General features: G+C 65.6%; 19 protein-coding genes. 8 read left to right on the top strand and 11 right to left on the bottom strand.

Annotated features, from left to right (window positions below):
- Positions 1-99 precede the first annotated feature (99 nt).
- The 8 genes from GGR61_RS17835 (at position 100) to lpxH (ending at position 11,376) form a co-directional block, all read left to right on the top strand.
- Complete coding sequence (locus tag GGR61_RS17835) at positions 100-1,746, top strand: M48 family metalloprotease (RefSeq protein ID WP_184623045.1); 1,647 nt, start codon at positions 100-102, stop codon at positions 1,744-1,746.
- A 181-nt stretch (positions 1,747-1,927) separates the two neighbouring features.
- Positions 1,928-2,617 carry a phosphate regulon transcriptional regulator PhoB gene (gene phoB / locus GGR61_RS17830; RefSeq protein WP_184406899.1) on the top strand — a complete coding sequence of 230 codons (690 nt, stop codon included), beginning with the start codon at positions 1,928-1,930 and terminating at the stop codon, positions 2,615-2,617.
- A gap of 70 nt (positions 2,618-2,687) precedes the next feature.
- A complete protein-coding gene (phoR, locus tag GGR61_RS17825; RefSeq protein WP_184406898.1) occupies positions 2,688-4,016 on the top strand; it encodes a phosphate regulon sensor histidine kinase PhoR in 1,329 nt (442 codons plus the stop codon).
- Positions 4,017-4,137: 121 nt separating this feature from the next.
- On the top strand, positions 4,138-6,240 hold the full coding sequence (ppk1, locus tag GGR61_RS17820) for a polyphosphate kinase 1 (protein ID WP_184407030.1): 2,103 nt from the start codon (positions 4,138-4,140) through the stop codon (positions 6,238-6,240).
- A 184-nt stretch (positions 6,241-6,424) separates the two neighbouring features.
- Positions 6,425-7,945: an exopolyphosphatase gene (gene ppx / locus GGR61_RS17815; RefSeq protein ID WP_184407029.1), complete on the top strand. Its 1,521-nt coding sequence runs from the start codon at positions 6,425-6,427 to the stop codon at positions 7,943-7,945.
- Positions 7,946-8,167: 222 nt separating this feature from the next.
- On the top strand, positions 8,168-9,304 hold the full coding sequence (locus GGR61_RS17810; protein WP_184623043.1) for a glycosyltransferase family 1 protein: 1,137 nt from the start codon (positions 8,168-8,170) through the stop codon (positions 9,302-9,304).
- Complete coding sequence (locus GGR61_RS17805; RefSeq protein WP_184406896.1) at positions 9,285-9,827, top strand: phosphatase PAP2 family protein; 543 nt, start codon at positions 9,285-9,287, stop codon at positions 9,825-9,827. Before GGR61_RS17810 ends, GGR61_RS17805 begins: the two co-directional genes overlap by 20 nt.
- Positions 9,828-10,632: 805 nt before the next feature.
- Positions 10,633-11,376 carry a UDP-2,3-diacylglucosamine diphosphatase gene (gene lpxH / locus GGR61_RS17800; RefSeq protein WP_184623041.1) on the top strand — a complete coding sequence of 248 codons (744 nt, stop codon included), beginning with the start codon at positions 10,633-10,635 and terminating at the stop codon, positions 11,374-11,376.
- Positions 11,377-11,702: 326 nt separating this feature from the next.
- Here lpxH and GGR61_RS17795 read toward each other — a convergent pair whose 3' ends face one another.
- The 11 genes from GGR61_RS17795 to GGR61_RS17745 form a co-directional block, all read right to left on the bottom strand.
- Positions 11,703-12,122, bottom strand: a complete 420-nt coding sequence (locus tag GGR61_RS17795) for a hypothetical protein (RefSeq protein WP_184406894.1) — start codon at positions 12,120-12,122, stop codon at positions 11,703-11,705.
- A gap of 133 nt (positions 12,123-12,255) precedes the next feature.
- Positions 12,256-13,515: a zinc-dependent metalloprotease gene (locus tag GGR61_RS17790; protein ID WP_184623039.1), complete on the bottom strand. Its 1,260-nt coding sequence runs from the start codon at positions 13,513-13,515 to the stop codon at positions 12,256-12,258.
- Positions 13,516-13,945: 430 nt separating this feature from the next.
- A complete protein-coding gene (locus tag GGR61_RS17785; RefSeq protein ID WP_184406892.1) occupies positions 13,946-14,752 on the bottom strand; it encodes a ferritin-like domain-containing protein in 807 nt (268 codons plus the stop codon).
- Positions 14,749-15,315: a hypothetical protein gene (locus GGR61_RS17780; RefSeq protein ID WP_326520640.1), complete on the bottom strand. Its 567-nt coding sequence runs from the start codon at positions 15,313-15,315 to the stop codon at positions 14,749-14,751. The genes GGR61_RS17785 and GGR61_RS17780 overlap by 4 nt, the downstream gene beginning before the upstream one ends.
- A 7-nt stretch (positions 15,316-15,322) precedes the next feature.
- Complete coding sequence (gene purF / locus GGR61_RS17775; protein ID WP_184623035.1) at positions 15,323-16,789, bottom strand: amidophosphoribosyltransferase; 1,467 nt, start codon at positions 16,787-16,789, stop codon at positions 15,323-15,325.
- A gap of 30 nt (positions 16,790-16,819) precedes the next feature.
- The gene (locus GGR61_RS17770) at positions 16,820-17,566 is read right to left on the bottom strand and encodes a CvpA family protein (RefSeq protein WP_184406889.1); all 747 of its coding nucleotides are present in this window, start codon (positions 17,564-17,566) and stop codon (positions 16,820-16,822) included.
- 229 nt (positions 17,567-17,795) lie between these two features.
- Positions 17,796-18,854 (bottom strand): SPOR domain-containing protein, encoded by a 1,059-nt coding sequence (locus GGR61_RS17765; RefSeq protein WP_184623033.1) that lies wholly within the window; start codon positions 18,852-18,854, stop codon positions 17,796-17,798.
- Positions 18,855-18,914: 60 nt separating this feature from the next.
- The gene (gene folC / locus GGR61_RS17760; RefSeq protein WP_184623031.1) at positions 18,915-20,207 is read right to left on the bottom strand and encodes a bifunctional tetrahydrofolate synthase/dihydrofolate synthase; all 1,293 of its coding nucleotides are present in this window, start codon (positions 20,205-20,207) and stop codon (positions 18,915-18,917) included.
- Positions 20,208-20,393: 186 nt separating this feature from the next.
- On the bottom strand, positions 20,394-20,942 hold the full coding sequence (locus tag GGR61_RS17755) for a hypothetical protein (RefSeq protein ID WP_184406886.1): 549 nt from the start codon (positions 20,940-20,942) through the stop codon (positions 20,394-20,396).
- Positions 20,943-21,080: 138 nt separating this feature from the next.
- A complete protein-coding gene (locus tag GGR61_RS17750; protein WP_184406885.1) occupies positions 21,081-21,638 on the bottom strand; it encodes a hypothetical protein in 558 nt (185 codons plus the stop codon).
- Positions 21,639-21,701: 63 nt separating this feature from the next.
- Positions 21,702-22,346 carry a histidine phosphatase family protein gene (locus tag GGR61_RS17745; protein WP_184623029.1) on the bottom strand — a complete coding sequence of 215 codons (645 nt, stop codon included), beginning with the start codon at positions 22,344-22,346 and terminating at the stop codon, positions 21,702-21,704.
- Between the last annotated feature and the right edge of the window lie 69 nt (positions 22,347-22,415).

Here is a 22,415-nt window from a genome sequence, read left to right as displayed (position 1 = left end):
GTCAACGCCGCAGCCGTGCTTGATAGTCGCCCTTAATTGCCGATTCACGCCATTGCGCCGCGCTGCCTGCATGCTCCGCGCACCACCTGGGAGTTTCACTTGCGCCTGCTACCGCTCGCCACCGCCCTCACGTTGGCCATTGCCGTGGGTGTGGCACCTGCGCAGGAAAGCCGCCTGCCCGACATCGGCTCGTCTGCCGGCGAGTTGCTGACCCCGGCGCGCCAGGCCGAATACGGCAAGATGATGCTGGCCGAGTTGCGCAACTACGACTATGTGCTGGACGATCCGCTGATCACCGATTGGCTGCAGACCATGGGCACCCGGTTGGGTGCCAACAGCGACCAGCCGCAGCAGCCGTTTACGTTCTTCATGCTGCGCGACCGCCAGATCAATGCCTTCGCCACCCTGGGCGGCTATATCGCGGTCAATGCGGGACTGGTGCTGACCGCCGAGCGCGAGGACGAGGTGGCCGCGGTGCTGTCGCACGAAATCGCCCATGTCACCCAGCAGCATGTGCTGCGTGGAGTGGAGCGCGCGCAACGCGATCAGATCCCGATCCTGCTCGGCATGCTGGCGGCGGTGGTCGCCGCGCAGCAGGCCGGCGGCAACTCCAAGGGCGATGCCACCATGGCCGGCATCACCAGCGCGATGGGGCTGATGCAGCAGCGCCAGATCGACTTCACCCGCTCCAACGAATCCGAAGCCGACCGCCTGGGCATCCGCACGCTGGTCCGCAGCGGCTACGACGCCGATGCGATGGCCGGCTTCTTTGAACGCATGTCGGTGGCGATGCGCGCCAACGAAGGCGGCTACAGCGCGCCGGATTTCCTGCAGACCCACCCGGTCACCGTCACCCGCATCAGCGAGGCCAAGGCGCGCGCCGAGCAGATGAAGAAGAACACCGTGGTGCTGACCACCTCGGTACCGGGCGGGACGCGCCAGGAGCGGGTGAACCCCTCCGATCCGTCGCTGTCCGAACCGCTGAGCCGCAACGGCAACGCGCTGCTTCCATATGCGCTGCGGCTGCCGGTGGACGCACTGAGCCGGGGTGGCGACCAACAGGGCTTCGACTGGGCAAAGGAGCGCCTGCGGGTGCTCAGCGCCGCCACGCCGAGTGCCGCCATCCGCGAATACGACACCCTGCGTCGCGGCACCAAGCACGGCCTGACCGACGCCCAGCGTTACGGGCTGGCGCTGGCGCAGTTACGCAACAGCGGCGGTCGCCCAAGCGAACCGATCGCCGAGTTGAGCAGCCTGCTGGAAGCGCATCCGGACAATCTTTGGCTCACCCTGGGCCTGAGCGAGGCGCAGGCACGGGTGGGCCAGCGCGAGGCGGCCAACGCGCGCTTCGATGCACTAATCAAACAATTGCCGAACAACCGCGCAGTGGTGCTGACCTATGCCGGCGCGCTCAACGAGCAGTCCAGCAAGGACTCCGGCCAGCGCGCGCGTCAGGTGCTGGAACCGCTGCTGCATCGCAGTGGCGACGACGCGTTGCTGCAGCAGACCTACGCCCGCGCCTGCGAATTGGCCGGCGACCACCTGCGTGCCAGCGAGGCGTATGCCGAGTCGGCATATTTGAACGGCCGCCCAGAGCAGGCCCTGATCCAGCTGGAAGCACTGAAAAAGAAGGACCTCGACTATGTGACACGGGCGCGTGTGGATGCGCGCATCGCGGCGATCACCCCGACCGTGCTCGAATTGCGCCGCCAGGGGATTCGCGACCCGGATCTCTCCAGGGATTGATGCGCCACCCGGCCGCGTCCCGCACACCGAGCGACGACAGCACATCGCCATAGCCGTCAGCTTCCAGGAACAGTTCGCTTCGGAATGTGTCAGCGCGCTGAGGATTCGCCAGCCATGTCACATTAGAGTCACAAAACCGTAGTCTACTGGCGACCAACCAAAGCCAGACGGTACGCCCCGCGTGCAAAAACGCATTCTGATCGTCGATGACGAACCCGCGATCCGCGACATGGTGGCGTTCGCGCTGCGCAAAGGCGAGTTCGAGCCCATCCATGCTGGCGACGCACGCGAGGCGCAGACCGCCATTGCCGACCGTGTGCCCGACCTGATCCTGCTGGACTGGATGTTGCCAGGCACCAGCGGGCTGGATCTTGCACGGCGTTGGCGCAAGGAATCGCTGACCCGCGAGATCCCGATCATCATGCTGACCGCGCGCGGCGAGGAAAACGACCGAGTCGGCGGCCTGGAGGCCGGGGTCGACGACTACGTGGTCAAGCCGTTCTCGGCGCGCGAGTTGCTGGCACGCATCCGTGCGGTGATGCGCCGCACCCGCGACGACGACGAGGACGGCAGCGTGGCGGTGGGTCGCCTGCGCATCGACGGCGCCGCGCACCGGGTATTCGCCGGCGACGCGCCGGTGCCGATCGGCCCGACCGAGTACCGCCTGCTGCATTTCTTCATGACCCATCCGGAGCGGGTGTACACCCGTACCCAGTTGCTGGACCATGTCTGGGGCGGCAGCGTCTACGTGGAAGAGCGCACCATCGACGTGCATATCCGCCGCCTGCGCAAGACGCTGGAGCCCTTCGGCCTGGAAAACATGGTGCAGACCGTGCGGGGCTCGGGCTACCGTTTCTCTTCGGCAACGTAGTGGTTGTCGCAAAGGCCGCGCAAACTGGCCGGGTCGCACGCCTACCTGACGCTTTGTGGTAACGCCTTCCATGCCCCGACATATCCGTTCCGCCTGGCTCAAGACGCTCGGCACCCTTGCCCTGCTGCTGGGCGCTGCCGTGCTGGTCGGCATCCTGATCGAGCATATCTGGATGGCGCTGACGTTGACCGCGCTGGGCGTGCTGGCGTGGCACTACTGGCGACTGCGCCAGGTGCTGCGCCGCCTGACCGCGCGCCAGCGCGCCGAGCCGGCCGCCGGTGTCGGTGCGTGGAACGAACTGGATCGGCTGCTCTACCGCAGCCAGGCCGAAATGCGCGCGCGCAAGCGCCGTTTGATCGACATGCTGCGGACCTACCGCGCCGCGGCGCAGGCATTGCCCGACGCGGTGGTGGTGGTGGATCGCAACAGCCAGCGCGTGCAGTGGTTCAACAAGGCCGCCGGCGGACTGCTGGGCCTGCATCATCCTGGCGACATGGGCGTGTCGGTGGTGGAGCGGCTGCAGCCGCTGCCGCTGGCGCATTGGCTGGCGGCCGGCCGCAATGCCGAACCCATGCTCGATGCGGCCTCGCCGGTGGACCCGGACCTGCGTTTGAATCTGCGCCTGATCCCCTACTCGGACGATTACTGGCTGCTGGTGGCCCGCGATGTCAGCAAGCTGCTGCGGCTGGAGCAGGTACGCCGCGACTTCGTGGCCAACGTCTCGCACGAACTGCGCACACCACTGACGGTGGTGCACGGCTATCTGGACATGCTCGACCCAGAGGACTTTCCCGACTCCGGCCCGATGCTGGCCGAGATGCGCAAGCAGTCGCAGCGCATGGCGCAACTGGTCGAAGACCTGCTGACCCTGTCGCGGCTGGAATCGCAGGAAGAGCTCGGCGAAGAACACGTGGCGATGGCGCCGATGCTTTCGACCCTGCGCCGCGAGGCCGAAGCGCACAGCCAGGGCCGGCACACGGTGGAAGTGATCGATGAAGCCGGCGTGGACCTGCTCGGTTCCAACAAGGAATTGCACAGCGCGTTTTCCAACCTGGTGACCAATGCGGTGCGCTATACCCCCGGCGGCGGCATGGTGACGATCCGCTTCGTGCGCGAAGGCGATGGCGCCGCACTGGCCGTGCGCGACACCGGCTACGGCATTCCCGCCTCGCATCTGCCGCGCATTACCGAACGCTTTTACCGCGTGTCCAGTAGCCGCTCGCGCGAAAGCGGCGGCACCGGGCTGGGGCTGTCGATCGTCAAGCACATCCTGGGGCTGCACCAGGCGCGGCTGGAAATCGAAAGCGAAGTCGGACGCGGCAGCGAATTTTCATGCCATTTCGGTGCGGCACGCGTCGCGCAACGCGAACAGTCGGTGCCACTGTCACGCTTGGCGTGATATGTAGAGAGCACGTGCCGCAGCGCGGCGCGATGCAGCCGCGCAACGCGCGCTGCATTGCCTGCGCCGCAGCTTGCGCGCTGTAACACCGCACACCATCTCCGTCTTGATGACCGACTCCATGGGCCACGCCAAAAACTTGCACGACACCACACCTTCCGAAGACATCGCCACCGATCCGTTACGCGATCCGGCGCTGTACATCAACCGGGAACTGTCGCAGCTGGATTTCAATTTCCGGGTGCTGGCGCAGGCGCTGGACGAGCAGGTGCCGCTACTGGAACGGCTGCGCTTTCTGTGTATCTCCTGCACCAATCTGGATGAGTTCTTCGAGATCCGTGCCGCCACCGTGCGGCATGCGCAGGAGTTCGGACTGCCGCCTTCGCCGGACGGCCTGAGTCCGACCGCCATCCTCAATGCCGTGCACGATCGTGCCGCCAAGCTGGTCGAGCAGCAGTACCACGCGTGGAATGAAGTGCTGCGCCCGGCGATGGAGTCGGCCGGCGTTGCCGTGCTCGGCCGCGCGACGTGGACCTCGCGCCAGAAACGCTGGCTGCGCGCCTACTTCCGCAACGAGATCATGCCGGTGCTGTCGCCGTTGGGCCTGGACCCGGCGCATCCGTTCCCGAAGATTCTCAACAAGACCTTGAACATCGTGGTGGTGCTGGAAGGCCAGGACGCATTCGGCCGCGCCGGCCACCTGGCCATCGTGCGTGCGCCGCGTTCGTTGCCGCGCATCATCCAGTTGCCGGCCAGCCTGTCGCCGGAGGGGACGCAGAGCTTCGTGTTCCTGTCCTCGGTGTTGTCGGAATTCGTGGACGAACTGTTCCCGGGCATGCAGGTCCAGGGCTCCTATCAGTTCCGCGTCACCCGCAATTCCGAGCTGGTGGTGGACGAGGAAGAAGTCGAGAACCTGGCGTTGGCCTTGCGCGACGAACTGGTCACGCGCGGCTACCGGCCGGCGGTGCGCCTGGAGATCGCACACGACTGCCCGGCGCCGATCATGCGCACCCTGCTGCAGAATTTCGGTTTGAACGAAAACGCGGTGTATCGCATCGTCGGGCCGGTCAATCTGAGCCGCGTCACCCAGGTCTACGACCTGGTGCAGCGCCCGGAGCTCAAGTATCCGCAGTTCAATCCGCGCACCTTGCGCGACAACGACGGTATTTTCCAGATCGTCAGCAAGGGCGATGTGTTGCTGCATCATCCCTTCGATGCGTTCACTGCGGTGCTGGATGTGATCCGCCAGGCCGCCGTCGACCCGAACGTGCTGGCGATCAAGCAGACGCTGTACCGCACCGGCAAGGATTCGCTGATCGTCGATGCATTGATCCTGGCCGCACGCAACGGCAAGGACGTCACCGTGGTGGTGGAATTGCGCGCGCGCTTCGACGAAGAAGCCAACCTGGGCCTGGCCGACAAGCTGCAGGAAGCCGGCGTGCAGGTGGTCTACGGCGTGGTCGGTTTCAAGACCCACGCCAAGATGCTGCTGATCGTGCGGCGCGAAGGACGCAAGCTCAAACGCTACGTGCATCTGGGTACCGGCAACTACCACAGCGGCACCGCACGTGCGTACACCGACATCAGCCTGATCACCGCCGATGTGGATATCGGCAACGACGTGCACATGCTGTTCCAGCAATTGTCCGGGCTTGCACCGCGCCTGAAACTGGATCAGTTGCTGCAATCGCCATTTACGCTGCATGCCGGCGTGTTGAAGCGGATCGAGCGCGAAACACGGCTGGCCCGCAATGGCCGGCCAGGCCGCATCATCGCCAAGATGAACGCGCTCAACGAGCCGCAGGTGGTGCGTGCGTTGTATACCGCCTCGCAAGCCGGCGTGCAGATCGATCTGATCGTGCGTGGCGCCTGCACGCTGCGCCCCGGCGTACCAGGCGTGTCGGACAACATCCGGGTACGTTCGATCGTGGGGCGCTTCCTGGAACACAGCCGCGTGTACTGGTTCGGCAACGATGGAGCAGCGGAGCTGTATTGCGCCAGCGCCGACTGGCTGGAGCGCAACTTGCTGCGGCGTGTGGAAACCTGCTTCCCGATCCTGGACCCGGACCTGGCCAAGCGCGTCTATCGCGAAGGGCTGCAGAACTATCTGGACGACAACGTCAGCGCGTGGGAACTGGATGCCGAAGGTGTCTACCACAAGCGCACGCCGGGCCCCGGCGAGCCGCCACATTCGGCGCAAATGACCTTGCTCGATCGGGTCTGAGCACGGCTGACCCCACCTGGCGAGCGCACGTCGGGTGGCTGCGGCGACGCAGTGGCCGCGTGATCCCGGCCGCACCGAGCATCCGCACCGAGCATCGATCGCGCCTGCCGGGCAACGCGCGCAGGCGTTTAGCGAGTTGCTCTCACGGGGCCAACGGCCCATCGGCTACCATTCGGCCATGCCAATGCCCTCCCCCACGATACCGCCCCTGCGCGATGGCGATTATCTTGCCGCCATCGACCTAGGGTCCAACAGCTTCCATATGGTCATTGCGCGCTACCTGATGGGTCAGCTGCGCGTGGTCGATCGCCTACGCGAAACCGTGCGCATGGCCGACGGCCTCGATGGCAAGGGCGGTTTGTCCAACGACGCGCGCCAGCGCGCGCTCGAATGCCTGGCGCGGTTTGGCCAACGCATTCGCGACGTGCCCTCGCTGCGCGTGCGCGCGCTGGCCACCAACACGGTGCGTCAACTACGCTCTCCGCAGACGTTCCTGATGCCGGCAGAGACCGCGCTCGGGCATGCAATCGAAGTGGTCAGCGGGCGCGAGGAAGCGCGCCTGATCTATCTGGGCGTTGCGCATGCACAGCCCCCCAAGCACGATCAACGCCGGTTGGTGATCGACATCGGTGGCGGCTCGACCGAGTTCATCATCGGCCGCGGTTTCCAGACGCTGGAACGCGAAAGCCTGCAGGCCGGCTGCATTGCCAGCACGCGGCGCTTCTTTCCCGGCGGCAAGCTGTCGAAGAAGAAATGGAAGGATGCGCTGACCGAGATCGGCGCCGAGTTCCAGCAGTTCGCCAATCAGTACAAGGCGCTGGGCTGGCATGAGGCGATCGGCTCGTCCGGCACGCACAAGGCCATTGGCGAGATCTGTGCGGCGATGAAGCTGACCAAGGGCGCGATCACCGCCGAGGCGCTGCCCGCGCTGCGCGACGAATTGCTCAAGGCCAAGCGCATCGAAGACATCCAACTGCCCGGCCTGGCCGCCGAACGGCGACCGATCATCGCCGGCGGCATCCTGGTGCTGGAAGCGGCATTCCAGGCCCTGGGACTGGAGAAGCTGATGGTCAGCAAGGCGGCGATGCGCGAAGGCATCCTGTACGACATGCTCGGCCGTGGCGGCGAAAACGACCCGCGCGACAGTTCGGTGGCTTCGCTGGTGCAGCGCTACGGCATCGACGAAGTACAGGCCCAGCGCGTGGAAGCCACTGCGTGCCGCCTGTTCGATCAGATCTGCGAATCCTGGCAACTGGACGGCGACGATGCGCAGGTGTTGCGCCGCGCCGCACGCCTGCACGAGCTGGGGCTGATCATTGCCCACAGCCAGTATCACGTGCACGGCAGCTACATCCTGGAGCATTCGGATATCGCCGGTTTTTCGCGGCAGGAACAGCAGGTACTGGCGTCGCTGGTGCGCACGCATCGACGCAATGTGCCCAAGACCGCATTCGACGCATTGCCCGATCGCCTGCTGCTGCCGACCCGTCGCAAGGCCGCACTGTTGCGGTTGGCGGTATTGCTGCATCGCGCGCACGAGTCCGACCCTATTCCGACGCTGGAACTCAGCGCCGACGACACGCGGCTGTCATTGATCCTGTCGCAAAGCTGGATCGACTCGCGCCCGCTGCTGCGCGCCGACCTGATCGGCGAAGTCGAAAGCATGGCCGGGCTGGGGATCGAGTTCAAACCGTTTGTGACCTGAGGCCGCAGCGGAAATCGGGAATAGGGATTCGGGAATAGTCGATTACTGGGCTCTGAGACGTTTCTGACTGGTGGCGATTGCGTTGAACGAATGCAGCACGCTGCTTTTGCGATTCCCCATTCCCCATTCCCCATTCCCGGCTCCACTGTCACCGCTGCGTCTTGTCGGCGCAACATCAATGCCATGGCCTTCCCTGAAGCTAGCGAAAACGGGAGTCCGGGCATGCGCTACGCGATCGTTACCGAAACCTATCCCCCCGAAGTCAACGGCGTCGCACTGACCGTGCACGGGCTGGAAACCGGCCTGCGCGCGCGCGGGCACCAGGTGGACGTGGTCCGCCCACGGCAAACCGACGAGAGCGAGCCAACCACGGCGCTGCTGGTACGCGGCGCATCGCTACCGCGCTATCCGGGACTGAAATTCGGCCTGCCTGCCACCCAACGCCTCATCCGCCATTGGCGCGCCACGCAACCGGATGCGATCTACGTGGCCACCGAAGGCCCCCTGGGTTGGTCGGCCATGCGTGCCGCACGCCGGCTCGGCATCCCGGTCGCCACCGGCTTCCATACGCGCTTTGACGAATACCTGCCCGACTACGGTGCGGCCTGGCTGCAAGGCACCGCATTACGCTGGATGCGGCGTTTCCACAACCAGGCCGAGGCCACGCTGGTGCCCACGCGCGAGCTGCAGCAGTTTCTGCGCGAGGGCGGCTTCGAGCGCGTGCAGTTGCTGGCCCGCGCGGTGGACAGCCAGCAGTTCGACCCGGTGCGCCGCGATCCCGCCTTGCGCGCCGAATGGGGCATCGAAGGCGAAGGCTTCGCCGCAATCTATGTGGGACGCATCGCCAACGAAAAGAATCTGCCGCTGGCCGTGCGCGCGTTTCGCAAGCTGCAGCAGATCCGCCCGAAGGCGCGCTTCGTCTGGGTCGGCGATGGACCGGCGCGCGAAAAGATCGCGCACGAAAATCCCGACTTCATTTTCTGCGGCGTGCAGCGCGGCGAGGCGCTGGCGCGTCACTTCGCCAGCGGCGATCTATTCCTGTTCCCCAGCCGCAGCGAGACCTTCGGCAACGTGACCCTGGAGGCGATGGCCAGCGGCGTGACCACCATCGCCTTCGACTACGGCGCGGCCCGCGAGTACCTGCGCAGCGGCCAGAGCGGCGAGGCCGTCGAGACCGACGAGGCCTTCATCCAGGCCGCCGTCGCCCTGACCGAAGACGATGCACTGCGCCAGCGCATGGGCGCGGCAGCGGCGCAGGCGATGAAGAAATTGCATCCGGACAATGTGGTGTCCGATTTCGAAGCCCTGCTGTTGGGCATCACCGCTGCACGGGGGCGTTATGTCGACAACGCGGCTTGAGGTTCTACGCGGTCACGAAGCACGCTGGTGCCGGCGCGCCAATCACTGGTGCCGGCGTCATGCGGTACGCCGCGTCTTCGCCACCATCAGCCGCCTGGGCGATGGGATGTTCTGGTACGGGCTGATGGCGTTGCTGGTGGTGCTGGACGGCATGGACGGCGTACGCGCATCGGCGCATATGGCCGCCACCGGCGTGCTCGCGCTGACGCTGTACAAGTCGCTCAAGCGCTGGACGCGTCGGCCGCGCCCGTACGCGGCCGACGTGCGCATCCGCGCCTGGGTCGCCCCCCTGGACGAGTTCAGTTTCCCGTCCGGCCACACCTTGCATGCGGTCTCCTTCAGCATCGTGGCACTGGCCTACTACCCGTGGCTGGCGCCCTTGCTGGTGCCGTTTTCGGCCGGCGTGGCGCTGTCGCGGGTGGTGCTGGGCCTGCATTATCCCAGCGATGTGCTGGCTGCCACGGCGATCGGCGTGGTGCTGGCCAGTCTCTCGCTGTGGGGGCTGCCGCTGTTGTTGGGGTGACAGGTGAGGCAACTGCCGGGCTGACGGTCTGACCTTCAAGCAACAGCCCCGCGCCTTTCTCCCGTCGGGAAAAGGTGCCACGTAGGGGCGGATGAACGTACCAACAAAGCCGTGCGCATTCGGCAGAGAAGATCTTCTACGGAGTTTGAAAAAACGCCGGCGCGAATCGATTGCGGCTACCGCTTCCTTACCCTCACCCCAACCCCTCTCCCGCACGCGGGAGAGGGGCTATGCGCATCGATCTACGTCCCCTCTGCCGCACGCGGGAGTGGGGCTTTGCGCATCGGTCTACGTCCCTTCTGCCGCACGCGCGAGTGGGGCTCTGCGCGTCGGCCTACGTCCCCTCTGCCGCACGCGGGAGAGGGGCTATGCGCATCGGTCTACGTCCCTTCTGCCGCACGCGGGAGCGGGCCACTGCGCATCGAATCCAGAGGCCTTCGCCCGCAAGCGGGAGCGGGCCACTGCGCAGTCGATCCATGTCCCTTCTCCCGCATGCGGGGGAAGGTGCCCGCAGGGCGGATGGGGGAGGGGTCGCCGGCAGCCACTCACGCCGGTTGCTCTTCCGCCACAGGCGAGGCGACGTCCGCCCCGACGGTTGTGCTGGCAACGGACAGCATCTGCAGACTGCTAACGCCTGTGCCGCCAGACATCGCGTGACCGCCCGGGTGTGCACCTTGGCTGTTTATCACTGCTCGTCGCCGTAGAGAGCACGACCACCCGCACGGCAGTTGCCATGCCGATGCGACGCTTCGCCGAATCCCCGAGCCCCGGTTCCCGTCCCGCGCTGCCGCCGTACAATGGCGTAATGACGACACTGTTCATTTCCGACCTGCATCTGGATCCGGCCCGGCCGGCAATCACCGAGTTGTTTCTGGACTTCCTGCGCACGCAGGTCCCCGGTAGCGACGCGCTCTACATCCTCGGCGATCTGTTCGAAGCCTGGATCGGCGATGACACCCCATCGACCGCCGCCGACACCGTCGCGGTGGCGCTACACGCGGTGGCCGATGCCGGCGTGCCGGTATTCTTCATGCCGGGCAATCGCGATTTTCTGGTCGGCGACGACTACGCGCAGCGCGCCGGTTTTCGCATCCTGCCCGACCCTACCGTCATCGATCTGTACGCACACCCGACGTTGCTGATGCACGGCGATCTGCTGTGCACCGACGACACCGCGTACCAGGCGTTCCGTGCGCAAACCCGCGACCCGGTGTTTCAGGCGCAGTTTCTGGCACAGCCACTGGAAGCACGGGTGGCATTCGCGCAACAGGCGCGTGCGGCCAGCCAGGCGCGCCATACCGAACTCAAGCAAGGCGACCAGTCGCGTTTTGAAACGGTCACCGACGTCACGCCAGCCGAAGTGGAAGCGACCTTCGTGCGTTACGGACTGGATCGCCTGATCCACGGGCATACCCATCGCCCGGCCATCCACACCCTGCAAGCCGGTGGCCAGACCTGCACACGCATCGTGTTGGGCGACTGGTACGAACAAGGCTCGGTGTTGCGCGTGGATGCCGATGGCGTCGTGCTGGAGCAATTGACTCCATAGGCATTGCCAGCTGTCGCATGTCGCCGCCCAACGCGGCGACAGCTGCATGCAGAAGTGGCTGCCACATCCACCACATGCACCGCCGGGCGACATCGAGCTGGTGCCGCGCTTATGGCGTGGACCAGCGGCCCGATGGGCCTGGGCGAGCCGCCGACCTCACCCGACAAACAGTGCTCCACGCTTGTGCCAGCCATACCAGGGCATGTAGCCGACCAACGCAGCACCGTCGGCGTGGACGACAGCCGGACGCGATGGGGCTTCATCGATCAAGCCCCATCGCACGCACGCGCCCGAACGACTGCACCGGGCTCTGCGATCGCAGTCCATCACTGCGGCGCGCGCGCATGCTCGGCGTAGTCGACGAAATCGGCATTGACCACGTCGTACCACAGCACCTTGCCATCGGCCTGCACGCGGAAACGATCGCGCACCGGGCTGGTCTGCGGGTCGCCGGGGCAGCCGTTGCCATGGCGCTCGTGTACCGCAAAATCCAAGGCACCGGGACTGCCGGCGTCAGCCTCCTCGGACAGGATGCTGATGCAGTTGTCCGGATAGAACTGGTCGCCCTGCAACCTGGCTTCCAGCAGATGCAGCGCGCGTGCCCTGGCATCGCGTTCGGTGACCGGCGCGGGAGTCGCAATCGCCGGCTTGGGCTGCGACGCAGTGGGTTCGGCAGGTTGCTGCTTGCATCCGGCAACCGTCAGCGCGGCGAGGCACAGGGCCGCATAACGCAGGGACGTGGACATGAGGGCTCCGCTCGACAAGACATGGCCGGCCACTGCCGGCGGTGGGTCTAGTCTGCGCGATGATCGCGCGCGGGTGTAGCGTCACTTCCCGGCACACGCGGTGCCGGGAAGTGAGCAGGTCATCCTCACACCATCAACGGAACCCCGCAATGGTGGCCTTGGTGTTGACCAGCACGCGCTGATTGTCGGCGGTGCTGGCATTGCCCATCGGCACACCGTTGTAGTTGATGTTGGGGTTGGACCAGTAGTTCAACCGCGGGCAACCGCCGGTGCAGTCGTAGGCCATGATGGTGCGCCAGCTGTTGCCGTAGCGATAGCCGTGCCCGTAGGCGTACGGCGAGGTGCTCGGATCGTTGGCACTGTCGTGGCGGGCGCTCTGCAAATGCCCGATTTCATGCGCGAAACTGTAGTAACCGGTGGCGCAATCCCAGTACACCGATGCGAATGCGCTCGCTGCGGTGGAGCCGATGCCCGAGGCCAGGCCGCAGTAACTGTTGTTGTTCAACACGATCACGCCCACGTCGGCGGTGTAGGTGTTGCGGCTGCTGTGGATGCTGTCCATGTAACCGTCGTTGGTGACGCGGAAGCGCTGCAGGTCAGTGGTGTAGTTGCCGCTCTCGCTGTAACTGGTGGTTTCGTAGCGGGCCAGCTGCAAGGTGATGCCGACATTGCTGTTGATGTAGCCCTGGTTGGCCTCGGCCACGGCCAGCTGCACCAGCGACTGCATGTTGCCGCCGTACGCGGCGACCGCCTGATTGGTGGCCACGACCAGCACCCGGATGGTGGCCGGGCTGCCAGACGATGCGGCAGCGGCGGTGACGCGGCCGTCGCTGGGCATGTCGATGGTCGGCAACAGGGAGTAGTCGGCCGGATGCTCCTGCGGCATGCGGCTTTCTTCCACCTGCACCAGCACATGACGGCCATCGGCGAGCGGGCGCAGGCGATACAGCTTGCCGGCATAGCGGATGGTGCCGGTGACGGTGTCGCCGCTGCGCACCAGGATGGCCGAATTCAGCGGATCCACGCCCGACAGCGTGCGTGCACGGGTGCCCGCGCGCGGGCCCAGGTTTCCGTACCACACGCTATCGCCGCCCTCCAGGGCATCGACCTTGGCCTGGGTGGCGGTGACGGTCTGCCCATCGAGCTGCAGTTCCAGCAGTTTTTCCGACGCGGCAACCGCGTCGGCATCGAGCTGGACCACCTGCGCGTTGGCCGTGGACGGTGCACTCAGCAAGCGCTGCAATGAGGGTTCGGCATTGGCCGTGGCGGTCGCACTGCGACTCAGCGCAGGGCCGGATTGATACAGCGGTTTGCCGGCAGCAGCGGCCGACCCGGCCAGACACATGGCGATCAGACCCACCGTGGTGCACATCGACTTCGACTTCGACTTCATCGTCTCTCTCTCCTTAAGACATGGAAGTAACGGATGTGAAACGCCGGGCCCCTGCCCCCGGGACGCCATTAGGGCGCGCCGGACTGCATCCAATGCAAGGTGTTACACCAGGAAAGTACGGTTCTGTGATGTTTATCTGTGAATGGATGCGATTCCGGCGGCCATGCGATCGGAACCAGCGCACAGTCGGGCGGCGGGAGGCACTCAAGACGGGGCGGATATCGAGTGCAACGCCCGCCGACCGCGCAGAAGCAAGCAATCGCTGCCGCCATTTGGAGACGCGACCGGAATCGGAGCTGCATCGGCACACGGTGCATGAGCGACCCGCGTTGGACGCAGCGCTGCATCGGCGCATGCCGGCCGCAGCAGATCGGCGGCGCAGTCCTTGCGCGCGATGATGCGTCACAGCGCCCACGCGCCCTTGCCGCTCTCAGCCGGCCTGCTCCACCAGGCTGGCGAGTTCGTCTTCATCGAAGCCGGCGAGCAGCCGCGCCTGGATATTGAATGGCCCGTGCAGATAGCCGCCCGCGTATTCGCGCAGCAACTGCTTGAAACGCGCGCGCGGCTCGATGCCGGCCTGCGCGCAATACCAGCGATACCAGCGCGAACCAGCGGCCACATGCGCCACCTCTTCGCGCAGGATGGTGTCCAGCACGTCGGCGGTGGCGCTATCGCCGAGCGAGCGTAGTTTGACGATCATTCCCGGTGTCACATCCAGGCCGCGCGCTTCGAGCACGCGCGGCACCAGCGCCATGCGCGCCAGTCCGTCGTGCGCGGTTTTCTCGCACATTTCCCACAGGCCGTTGTGCGCAGGGAAGTCGCCATAGGCGTGATCGTGTGCGTGCAATCGCGCGCGCAGCAGCATGAAGTGACGCGATTCGTCGTCGGCCACCGCCACCCAGTCGGCATAAAACGCCTCGGGCAGGCCACGGAACCGGTAGACCGCATCCCAGGCCAGATCGATGGCGTTGAGTTCGATATGCGCGATGGCATGGATGAAGGCCGCACGCCCTTCCGGCGTGCCCAGGCCGCGTCGTGGCAGCTCGCGCGGATGCACCAATACCGGCGTTGCGGGCCGGCCCGGCATGCGGATCGGGCACGGCGCCGGCGCATCGGCATCGCGCCTCAGCGCGCCATCGCGCCAGGCGGCGGCGTAGCGCTGGGTCAGCGCCACCTTGTGCAGCGGGTCGGCCTCGTCCAGGCAAGCGCGCGCGGCCTGGTACAGGTCGCCGTTCACGACACTGCCGGCGCGCGCGGCGGCGCCTGGCGCATGTCCAGCCAGGCGCGCGCGGCCTGCTCGCAACGGTTGCCAGCCACCTTGAGCTCGCAATCCACGCGATGCGCGCAGGCCAGGGCGAACGCGCGGCGGCGGTCGGTGATGGTCGGTTCGGCAATGTCCGCCACGGGTGCGCGCGAGGGCCAGCCGGCATCGACGCCGATGCCGGCGGCGAGCAGACGATCCGTGCCGTCCCGGCAGTCAACCGCATAGCCCCACTGCAGCGCATCGGCGCGTACGTCATCGGAGGAGCGCTGCGCGCGCAGTCGCAACATGAGTAGATCCTGGCCGATCCGGTAGCCGCCGACAATCGCCAGCGGTGCGCTGTAGCCGGGCTGCAGCACCGCCAACTGGTCCGGGGCCATGGACAGTTGCAGCGCGGTCAACTGCGCGCTTGGCACGCTGCCATCGCGCAGACGCGGGTCGTCCACGCTGTGGACCGCTACCGGATCGCGGCCGATGCAGCCGACCAGCATCAACGCGGCAAGCACGGCAGCCGCACTGGCCCGCCGGCTACGTCGCACCAGCGACTCAGGCGCGACGACGCTTCTTGGCATCGTCCGAGCGCAACTGCTGGATGCGTTCGAAATAGCCCGGCTCGATGCCGGTGATGTACTCGCCGTTGAAGCACGAGGAATCGAACTGCTGGATGTCCGGATTGCCTTCGCGCACCGCCACTTCCAGGTCTTCCAGATCCTGGTAGATCAGCCAGTCGCAGCCCAGGAACTCCTGGATTTCCAGCTCGCTGCGGCCATGCGCGATCAGCTCTTCGGCCGCCGGCATGTCGATGCCGTAGATGTTGGGGTAACGCACCGGCGGCGCGGCCGAGGCCAGATACACCTTGCGCGCGCCGGCGTCGCGCGCCATCTGCACGATCTGCCGGCTGGTGGTGCCGCGCACGATCGAATCGTCCACCAGCAGCACCACGCGATTACGGAATTCCAGGTGGATCGGGTTGAGCTTGCGACGCACCGATTTCTGCCGCTCGCCCTGCCCCGGCATGATGAAGGTGCGGCCCACGTAGCGATTCTTGACGAAGCCCTCGCGGTACTTCACCCCGAGCACGTTGGACATCTCCAGCGCCACGTCGCGCGAGGTGTCGGGGATCGGAATGATGGTGTCGATATCGTGATCCGGGCGCAGGCGCAGGATCTTCTCGCCCAGCTTCAGGCCCATGCGCATGCGCGCCTTGTGCACCGAGATGTTGTCGATCATCGAATCGGGACGCGCGAAGTACACATATTCGAAGATGCACGGCGCATTGGTGGTCGGCGCGGCGCAAACCTCCGAAAACAACTCGCCACGTGCGGTGATCACCAAGGCTTCGCCCGGGCGCACATCGCGCACGCGCTGATAGCCCAGGATGTCCAGCGCCGCCGATTCGGAGGACACGATGTATTCGATGCCTTCGGCGTGCTCGCGCTTGCCCAGCACCAGCGGACGGATGCCGTGCGGGTCGCGGAATGCCACCAGGCCCAAACCCAGCACCACGCTGACCACCGCGTAGCCGCCCTTGCAGCGGCGGTGCACGCCGGCCACCGCGCGGATCGCCGCCTCGGGGGTGAGCATGCGCTGTGCGTCCAGCTCGTAGGCGAACACGTTCAGCAGCACTTCGCTGTCCGAATCGGTATTGATGTTGCGGCGGTCGGCCTCGAACACCTGCTGGCGCAAGGCCTCGGTGTTGATCAGGTTGCCGTTGTGCGCCAGCGCGATGCCGTAGGGCGAGTTGACGTAGAACGGCTGCGCCTCGTCCATGCCTTCCGAGCCTGCGGTCGGATAGCGGCAATGCGCGATGCCGACACGGCCTTCCAGCACCGCCATCTTCTTTTCGTCGAAGACATCGCGCACCAGCCCGTTGGCCTTTTGCACGCGCAGGCGCGTGCCGTCTGCGGTGGCGATGCCTGCGGCGTCCTGCCCTCGATGCTGCAGGACGGTCAGGCCGTCATACAGCTGCCCGGCAACGTTCTGGTTGCCGACAATACCGACGATGCCACACATGGTGCGCGTTCTCCGCTACGGCTTGCGCCGTTACTGTGAAGGGGGCCGTGCCTGGCCTTGGGACTCGACCCGAGCCGGGTCACTTTCTCCGCCGCGAACCTGCGCCGGATCGATATTGGCCGGCATCGCCTGCGTCGGACCGCGTCCGTCGCTGGCGGCTTTACCGGGTTGCCCAAGCGCACGCGTGAAGGTGTCGCTCAGACCGGACCCGGACAGCGCCTTGCCCAGGTCGGTATTATCGCCTGTTGAGGGCAACTTCCCCAACTCCGTTTGCAGGTTGCCCAGTTCCATCGATGGCATGTCCATCGACGGCATCCGCCAGGCCGGCAGTTGCGCGCGCATCCAGCCCGCCCCTGGCGACAGCACCGGCAGCAACACCGACTGGCGCCACGACGGCTCGCGCGGCAGCGGCGTAAAGCCCATCAGCAGCACCAGCACGCTGGCCAGAAACCCGCCGCGCACCACGCCCAGGCCAAACCCGAGCATGCGGTCCATGCCGCCCAGCCGCACCGCATCGACGCCTGCGCGGATCACCATGCCGATCACCGCCACGGTGATCAGCACGCCGACGAATACCATTGCGTAGCCGCCGAACGACTCGGTCGCCGACGGATGCTTGCCATCGGCAAGCCAGCGCGCGGCCGAGCCGCCGAACTGAAAGGTGGCCCAGCCGGCCAGCAGCCACGACAGCGTGCCGACCACGATCGCGACAAAGCCGCGCAGCAAACCCAACAGGGCCGAGACCAGAATGATGACGCCCAACACCATGTCGATCATCGCCAACCTCTCCGCGCGGCGCGCGCGCCGTTGCTGCAACGTGACTCGGTGTTCATTGCCCTCCCCTCCGTGGGTGTGAGGCGATCCAAGCGCTGACCGCAGCCGATCGCATGGCATCGGCGGCAATCCGATAGCGGCCGACGGCGTGCGACACCCACAGTGTACGAGGGGTCATGCCGATGACCAGGTGCTGCATCGACTGCGCTCACCCGACGGTGGCGCGATCGACTTACGGATGCGGACGCACCATGCCGGAAATACCGACCTTGGCCGCCACTTGTGCACGCAATTGCTCGGCATCGCCACGATTGGCCACCGGACCGACGCGCACGCGGTTGAGCGCGCCCTTATCGGTGCGCACCTGCTCGACAAATGCACTGAAACCGGCGGCGCGCACACGATCGCGCAATGCGTTGGCGTCTTCTGTGCGACCGAAGGCGCCCAATTGCACGGCAAAGCCGACCGAACTGGCGGCCGGTGCAGCCGGCGCAGTTGCTGCCGGCTTGGAAGGTTCGGGCTTGGCCGGCTCAGCCTTGGCCACGTCCGGTTTGGCCGGCGCAGGCTTGGGGGCTTCGGCCGGCTTGGGCGCGGCGGCGACCGGCTTGGCCGGCTCAGGCGGCGGGCTTTCGGTCTTGGTCGCAGCGGCACTGCTGGCGGCGGCCACGCTGCTGCTCGGCTTTGCCACCGGTGCAGGCGTCGAGGCCACAGCGGCGGCCGGCGCGGCGGCGGCGTTGGCATCCAGCGTCACCACCTGGGCGTTGACGTCGCTGCGCACCTTCACCGCCTGCAGGCGGGCCGACTCGGCTTGCGCCCGATCGACATACGGCCCTACGCGCACGCGCCAGGCCGGGCGGCCGTTGATCTGGGTCTTTTCGCTGAAGCCGGGCAGCTGCGCCTGCTTGAGTCGCGCCAATACCGCGTCGGCATCGGCGCTGGTGGCATAGGCGCCGAAGTTGACTGCGTAGTTGCCGGCCGCCACCTCAGGCGCGGATGGCGCACTGGCTGGGTTGGCCAGATCGGCCGCATCGGGGTTGTCCTGCACCGCTGCCGGCGCGCTCGCGGCACCGCGCATGCCCAGCGCGCCACCGGCCGGCGCATCACCCGGGGTGACCAGCGGCAGCTCGCGGGTTTCGAACTCGCCATTGGCCGGTGCGGCAGGTGCCTCCAGCGGCACATCGGCCACGCCGCTCGAAGGCGCGGGGCCCTTGACCAGCATCGGCAGGAAGATCACGGCAAGCGCCACCAGAACGATGGCGCCAATCAGTCGCTGTTTCAGAGCAGTATCCACGTGATAGAGACAGGAGGCGGCGTGGCGGGGTGCCGCAGCGATTATAAGGCCGCCGCCCGGCTACCGACCCGGATGGGCTGAATGAAGTACCTGCACTGCGTCGGCCACGGTGTGAAACGAACCGAACACCAGCACGCGATCGCCGGGCTTGGCCTGCGCCAGCACCGCGCGCAGGGCGCTCGCCACATCGACGTGACAGGCCGCCTGCGCGGCGGCACTGCCATGCAGACGGGCCAGCAAGGCCTGCGCCGACTGCCCGCGCGCGCCTTCCAGCCCGGCCAGCGCCCAGTGGTCGACCTGCGCGGCCACCGCCTCCACCACGCCCAGCACATCCTTGTCCGCCAATGCGGCATAGATCGCGTGCGTGCTGCCGGCGTGCGCGTGCGCGCCGAGCGCGTCGGCCAGCGCGCGCGCGGCCTGCGGGTTGTGGCCGACATCCAGCAACACCTGCACGCCATCGGCATCGATACGCTGCAGGCGCCCGGCCACCTGCGCGTTGGCGATGCCCTGCGCCCAGGCGGCATGGGGTACCTCGACCGGCAATGCCTGCACCGCGGCGATCGCGGCGGCGGCGTTGGCCAGTTGCACGGGTGCGTGCAGGGCCGGCATCGGTAGTTCCAGGGTCACTGCAACATCGCGCCAGCGCCAATGCTGCACGTCCGCGTGCGGTGCGTCGATCCGCTCGAAGAAATAATCGCTGCCGGCGCGGATCGCATTGGCGCCCAGCTGATAGGCGCGCCGCAACACGCTCGATGGCGGATCGATCTCGCCCAGCACCACCGGTTTCCAGGCGCGGATGATGCCGGCCTTCTCGGTACCGATCGCCTCGCGGTCTTCGCCCAGCCAATCGGTGTGGTCGATATCCACGGTGGTGATCACAGCAACATCGGAATCGATGATGTTCACCGCATCCAGCCGCCCGCCCAGGCCGATTTCCAGCACCGCCAGGTCCAGCCCGGAGTGCTGCAACAGCCATAGCGCGGCCAGCGTGCCGTACTCGAAATAGGTCAGTGCGGTCTGGCCGCGCGCCGCTTCGACGGCTGCGAATGCGTCCACCAGTTGCGCATCGCTCGCTTCGCTGCCATCGAGACGCACGCGCTCGTTGTAGCGCAGCAGATGCGGCGAGGTATAAGCACCCACCTTCCAGCCGGCCGCGCGCCCGATCGCCTCGATAAAGGCCACGGTGGAGCCTTTGCCATTGGTGCCGCCAACCACGACGACGTGTTTGGCCGGCGCCACCAATTGCAACTGCGTAGCGACCTCGCGCACGCGCTCCAGGCCCATGGCGATGTTCTGCGGATGCTGCTGCTCGATATAGGCGAGCCAGTCGGAGAGTGTGTTGGGGGTGGTCACTGTGCTACCTGACGTCTTGCGGGCAGCGCGCATTATCGCGGTTGCCCGGGTCCTGGACTACCAGCAGTAGCAGTTTTCCACCGTTGAATCGCAGACGCTCGGTGCCTGCCATCCGTGAGCACTTGGCAACGCGCTGAATGTGGGACGACATCTATTCGGCCAACACGACAATAATCGAGTGGTGCGTCATTGCGGACCGTAGATTTCGACGATGTGTGTCCCCAATCGTGAGCGCTGCCCTCTCAATATCACTGCGACCTGCTGCTGTGGATAGCGGTGATACAGCTCCTCGTGGATGCAGAGGTAATCTGGAAACCCATGTTCCATTGGCCCACCCCGCAGCCGATATTCACAGGTGCTTCGACTCGATTGATGGTCCGTCTGCATGACATACGCTTCTTCGAATGACCCGCCAATGGCCCAGGTCAGCAACCAGGGTACCGTTTTTGCCAGCAACAACCACGACACAAAGGCCAGCATTACGGGTGTTGCGAAGAACATGAAGACACTGAAAATACGCCCGTGTCCGTCCAGGTCCGTTGGGCGACCTAGACGCCGGTTGTGCTTGCGTAGCCACACTGTCAGCACGATACCAACCGCTAAACATGGCCATTTTAAATTGCGTCCCTGCAGGAAATCTGCAGGAACAAAATCGGCAAACAGACCTAAGACAAGCAGTCCCATCAAGACAAAAAATGTTCCGATCTTCATCCATGCGAACAACTTTAACTTCACTGGACCGCCCTTGTAATCGCTCGTTACACCACACACTCATGAGCAGTGCGACGAGGGCTAAAACATCGTCTTATACAACCAAAAAAAAGCAAAGCATTCATTGCACTCACTCCTGGCTCATACAGCACATCAGCATGGCTAGGGCGACGTTACCTGCGGTGCGGTGGGATAGTAATCATGCACAGTGGAGCCCAGTGATGAACGCTTGCCTTGGATGACCGCACTAACCGCAACTTTCGGGAAGCTCATTACCTCGTGCTCGCGAACGCAAAGCCGCATAGGTGCGCCATGAGGCAATGGGTAGATCAGGAGTGCGTTAGGGCACATCAGGCTTTTAGGCCCTGGGTGTATGAGCACTTGCTCTGAATACATGCTGCCGAACGCCTCGGTCCATGCCCAGGGCACAATTCTGACAACAAGCGCCCACGCAACCAGCCCGATCACCATCGTCGACATCAGCCACCGAAAGACACAGCGTTCGATACCTATCCGCTGCGACTGACGTTGGAGCCTGCCAGTCGCATTGGCCCAGAAAAGCGTACCGAACAGGGCCATCGCAGCGAGACTGAAGACCACAAGGGTGAGGTCGATTGAAGCGTTGACAGGCGGAAGAAATTTGAAAGAATTAGCAAAGAAAAGCAACGCCGTCGGCGTTAAAAACAAAATAGCTAAACGTATATGACGCGGCCTATGCATTCGTTGGACACCCGACAAAAGTAGACACAGTCCTTCCTTGTGCGCCTCACCTACCCGTGACTGCTACAGCGCCCGATGCTTGGCTTCGCCGAAGAACGGCGTGTGATGCGCGCAGTCGTTCAGACGCACCACGTCCAGGTGATCCACATCCTCGCCCTCGAGCAGGTTGAGCGTGGTCGGTGCCTGGCGGAAGCTCCATAGCCTGGACAGCGGCAGGCCCAGGATCTTGCACAGGATCACGCGGTTGACCGCATCGTGCGCCACCACCAGCAAGATATCGTCAGCGCCCAGCCCATCGGCGGCGCGAACCAAGCCGCGCCAGCTGCGGTCCAGCACCTGGCGCAAGGATTCGCCGCCGGGCATCAGCACGGTGTCTGGTTCTTCGCGCCAGGCACGCAGACGTGCAGGATCCTTGTCGTTGATCTCGCTGGCCAGCAGGCCTTCCCATTCGCCGTGCGCGATTTCCTGCAGGTCCACATCGGTCTGCAACAAACTCTCACGAGCGCTGCCCAGTGCCAGCTTGGCAGTGGCCTGCGCACGCGACAGCGGCGATGCCACCGCGCGGGTGATCTCCAGCGACTGCAGACGCGCGCCAAGGGCGGCCGCCTGGCCTTCGCCGACCGGCGACAGCGGGATATCGATCTGGCCCTGGTAGCGGCCTTCGGCGTTCCACGGCGTCTCGCCGTGACGAGCAAGCAGGATGCGCATGCGCGAGAGATTCCTTGGGGAAGAGGCCGGCTCGCCGCAGCGAAACGGGAGCGCATCATAACCCCTCCT

The sequence above is a fragment of the Xanthomonas sp. 3058 genome (assembly GCF_014199765.1).
In the GTDB taxonomy this organism is placed as follows: Bacteria; Pseudomonadota; Gammaproteobacteria; order Xanthomonadales; family Xanthomonadaceae; genus Xanthomonas; species Xanthomonas campestris_B.
The sequence above is the reverse complement of the archived record's forward strand: the minus strand, read 5'-3'. Positions and strand labels throughout refer to the sequence as shown.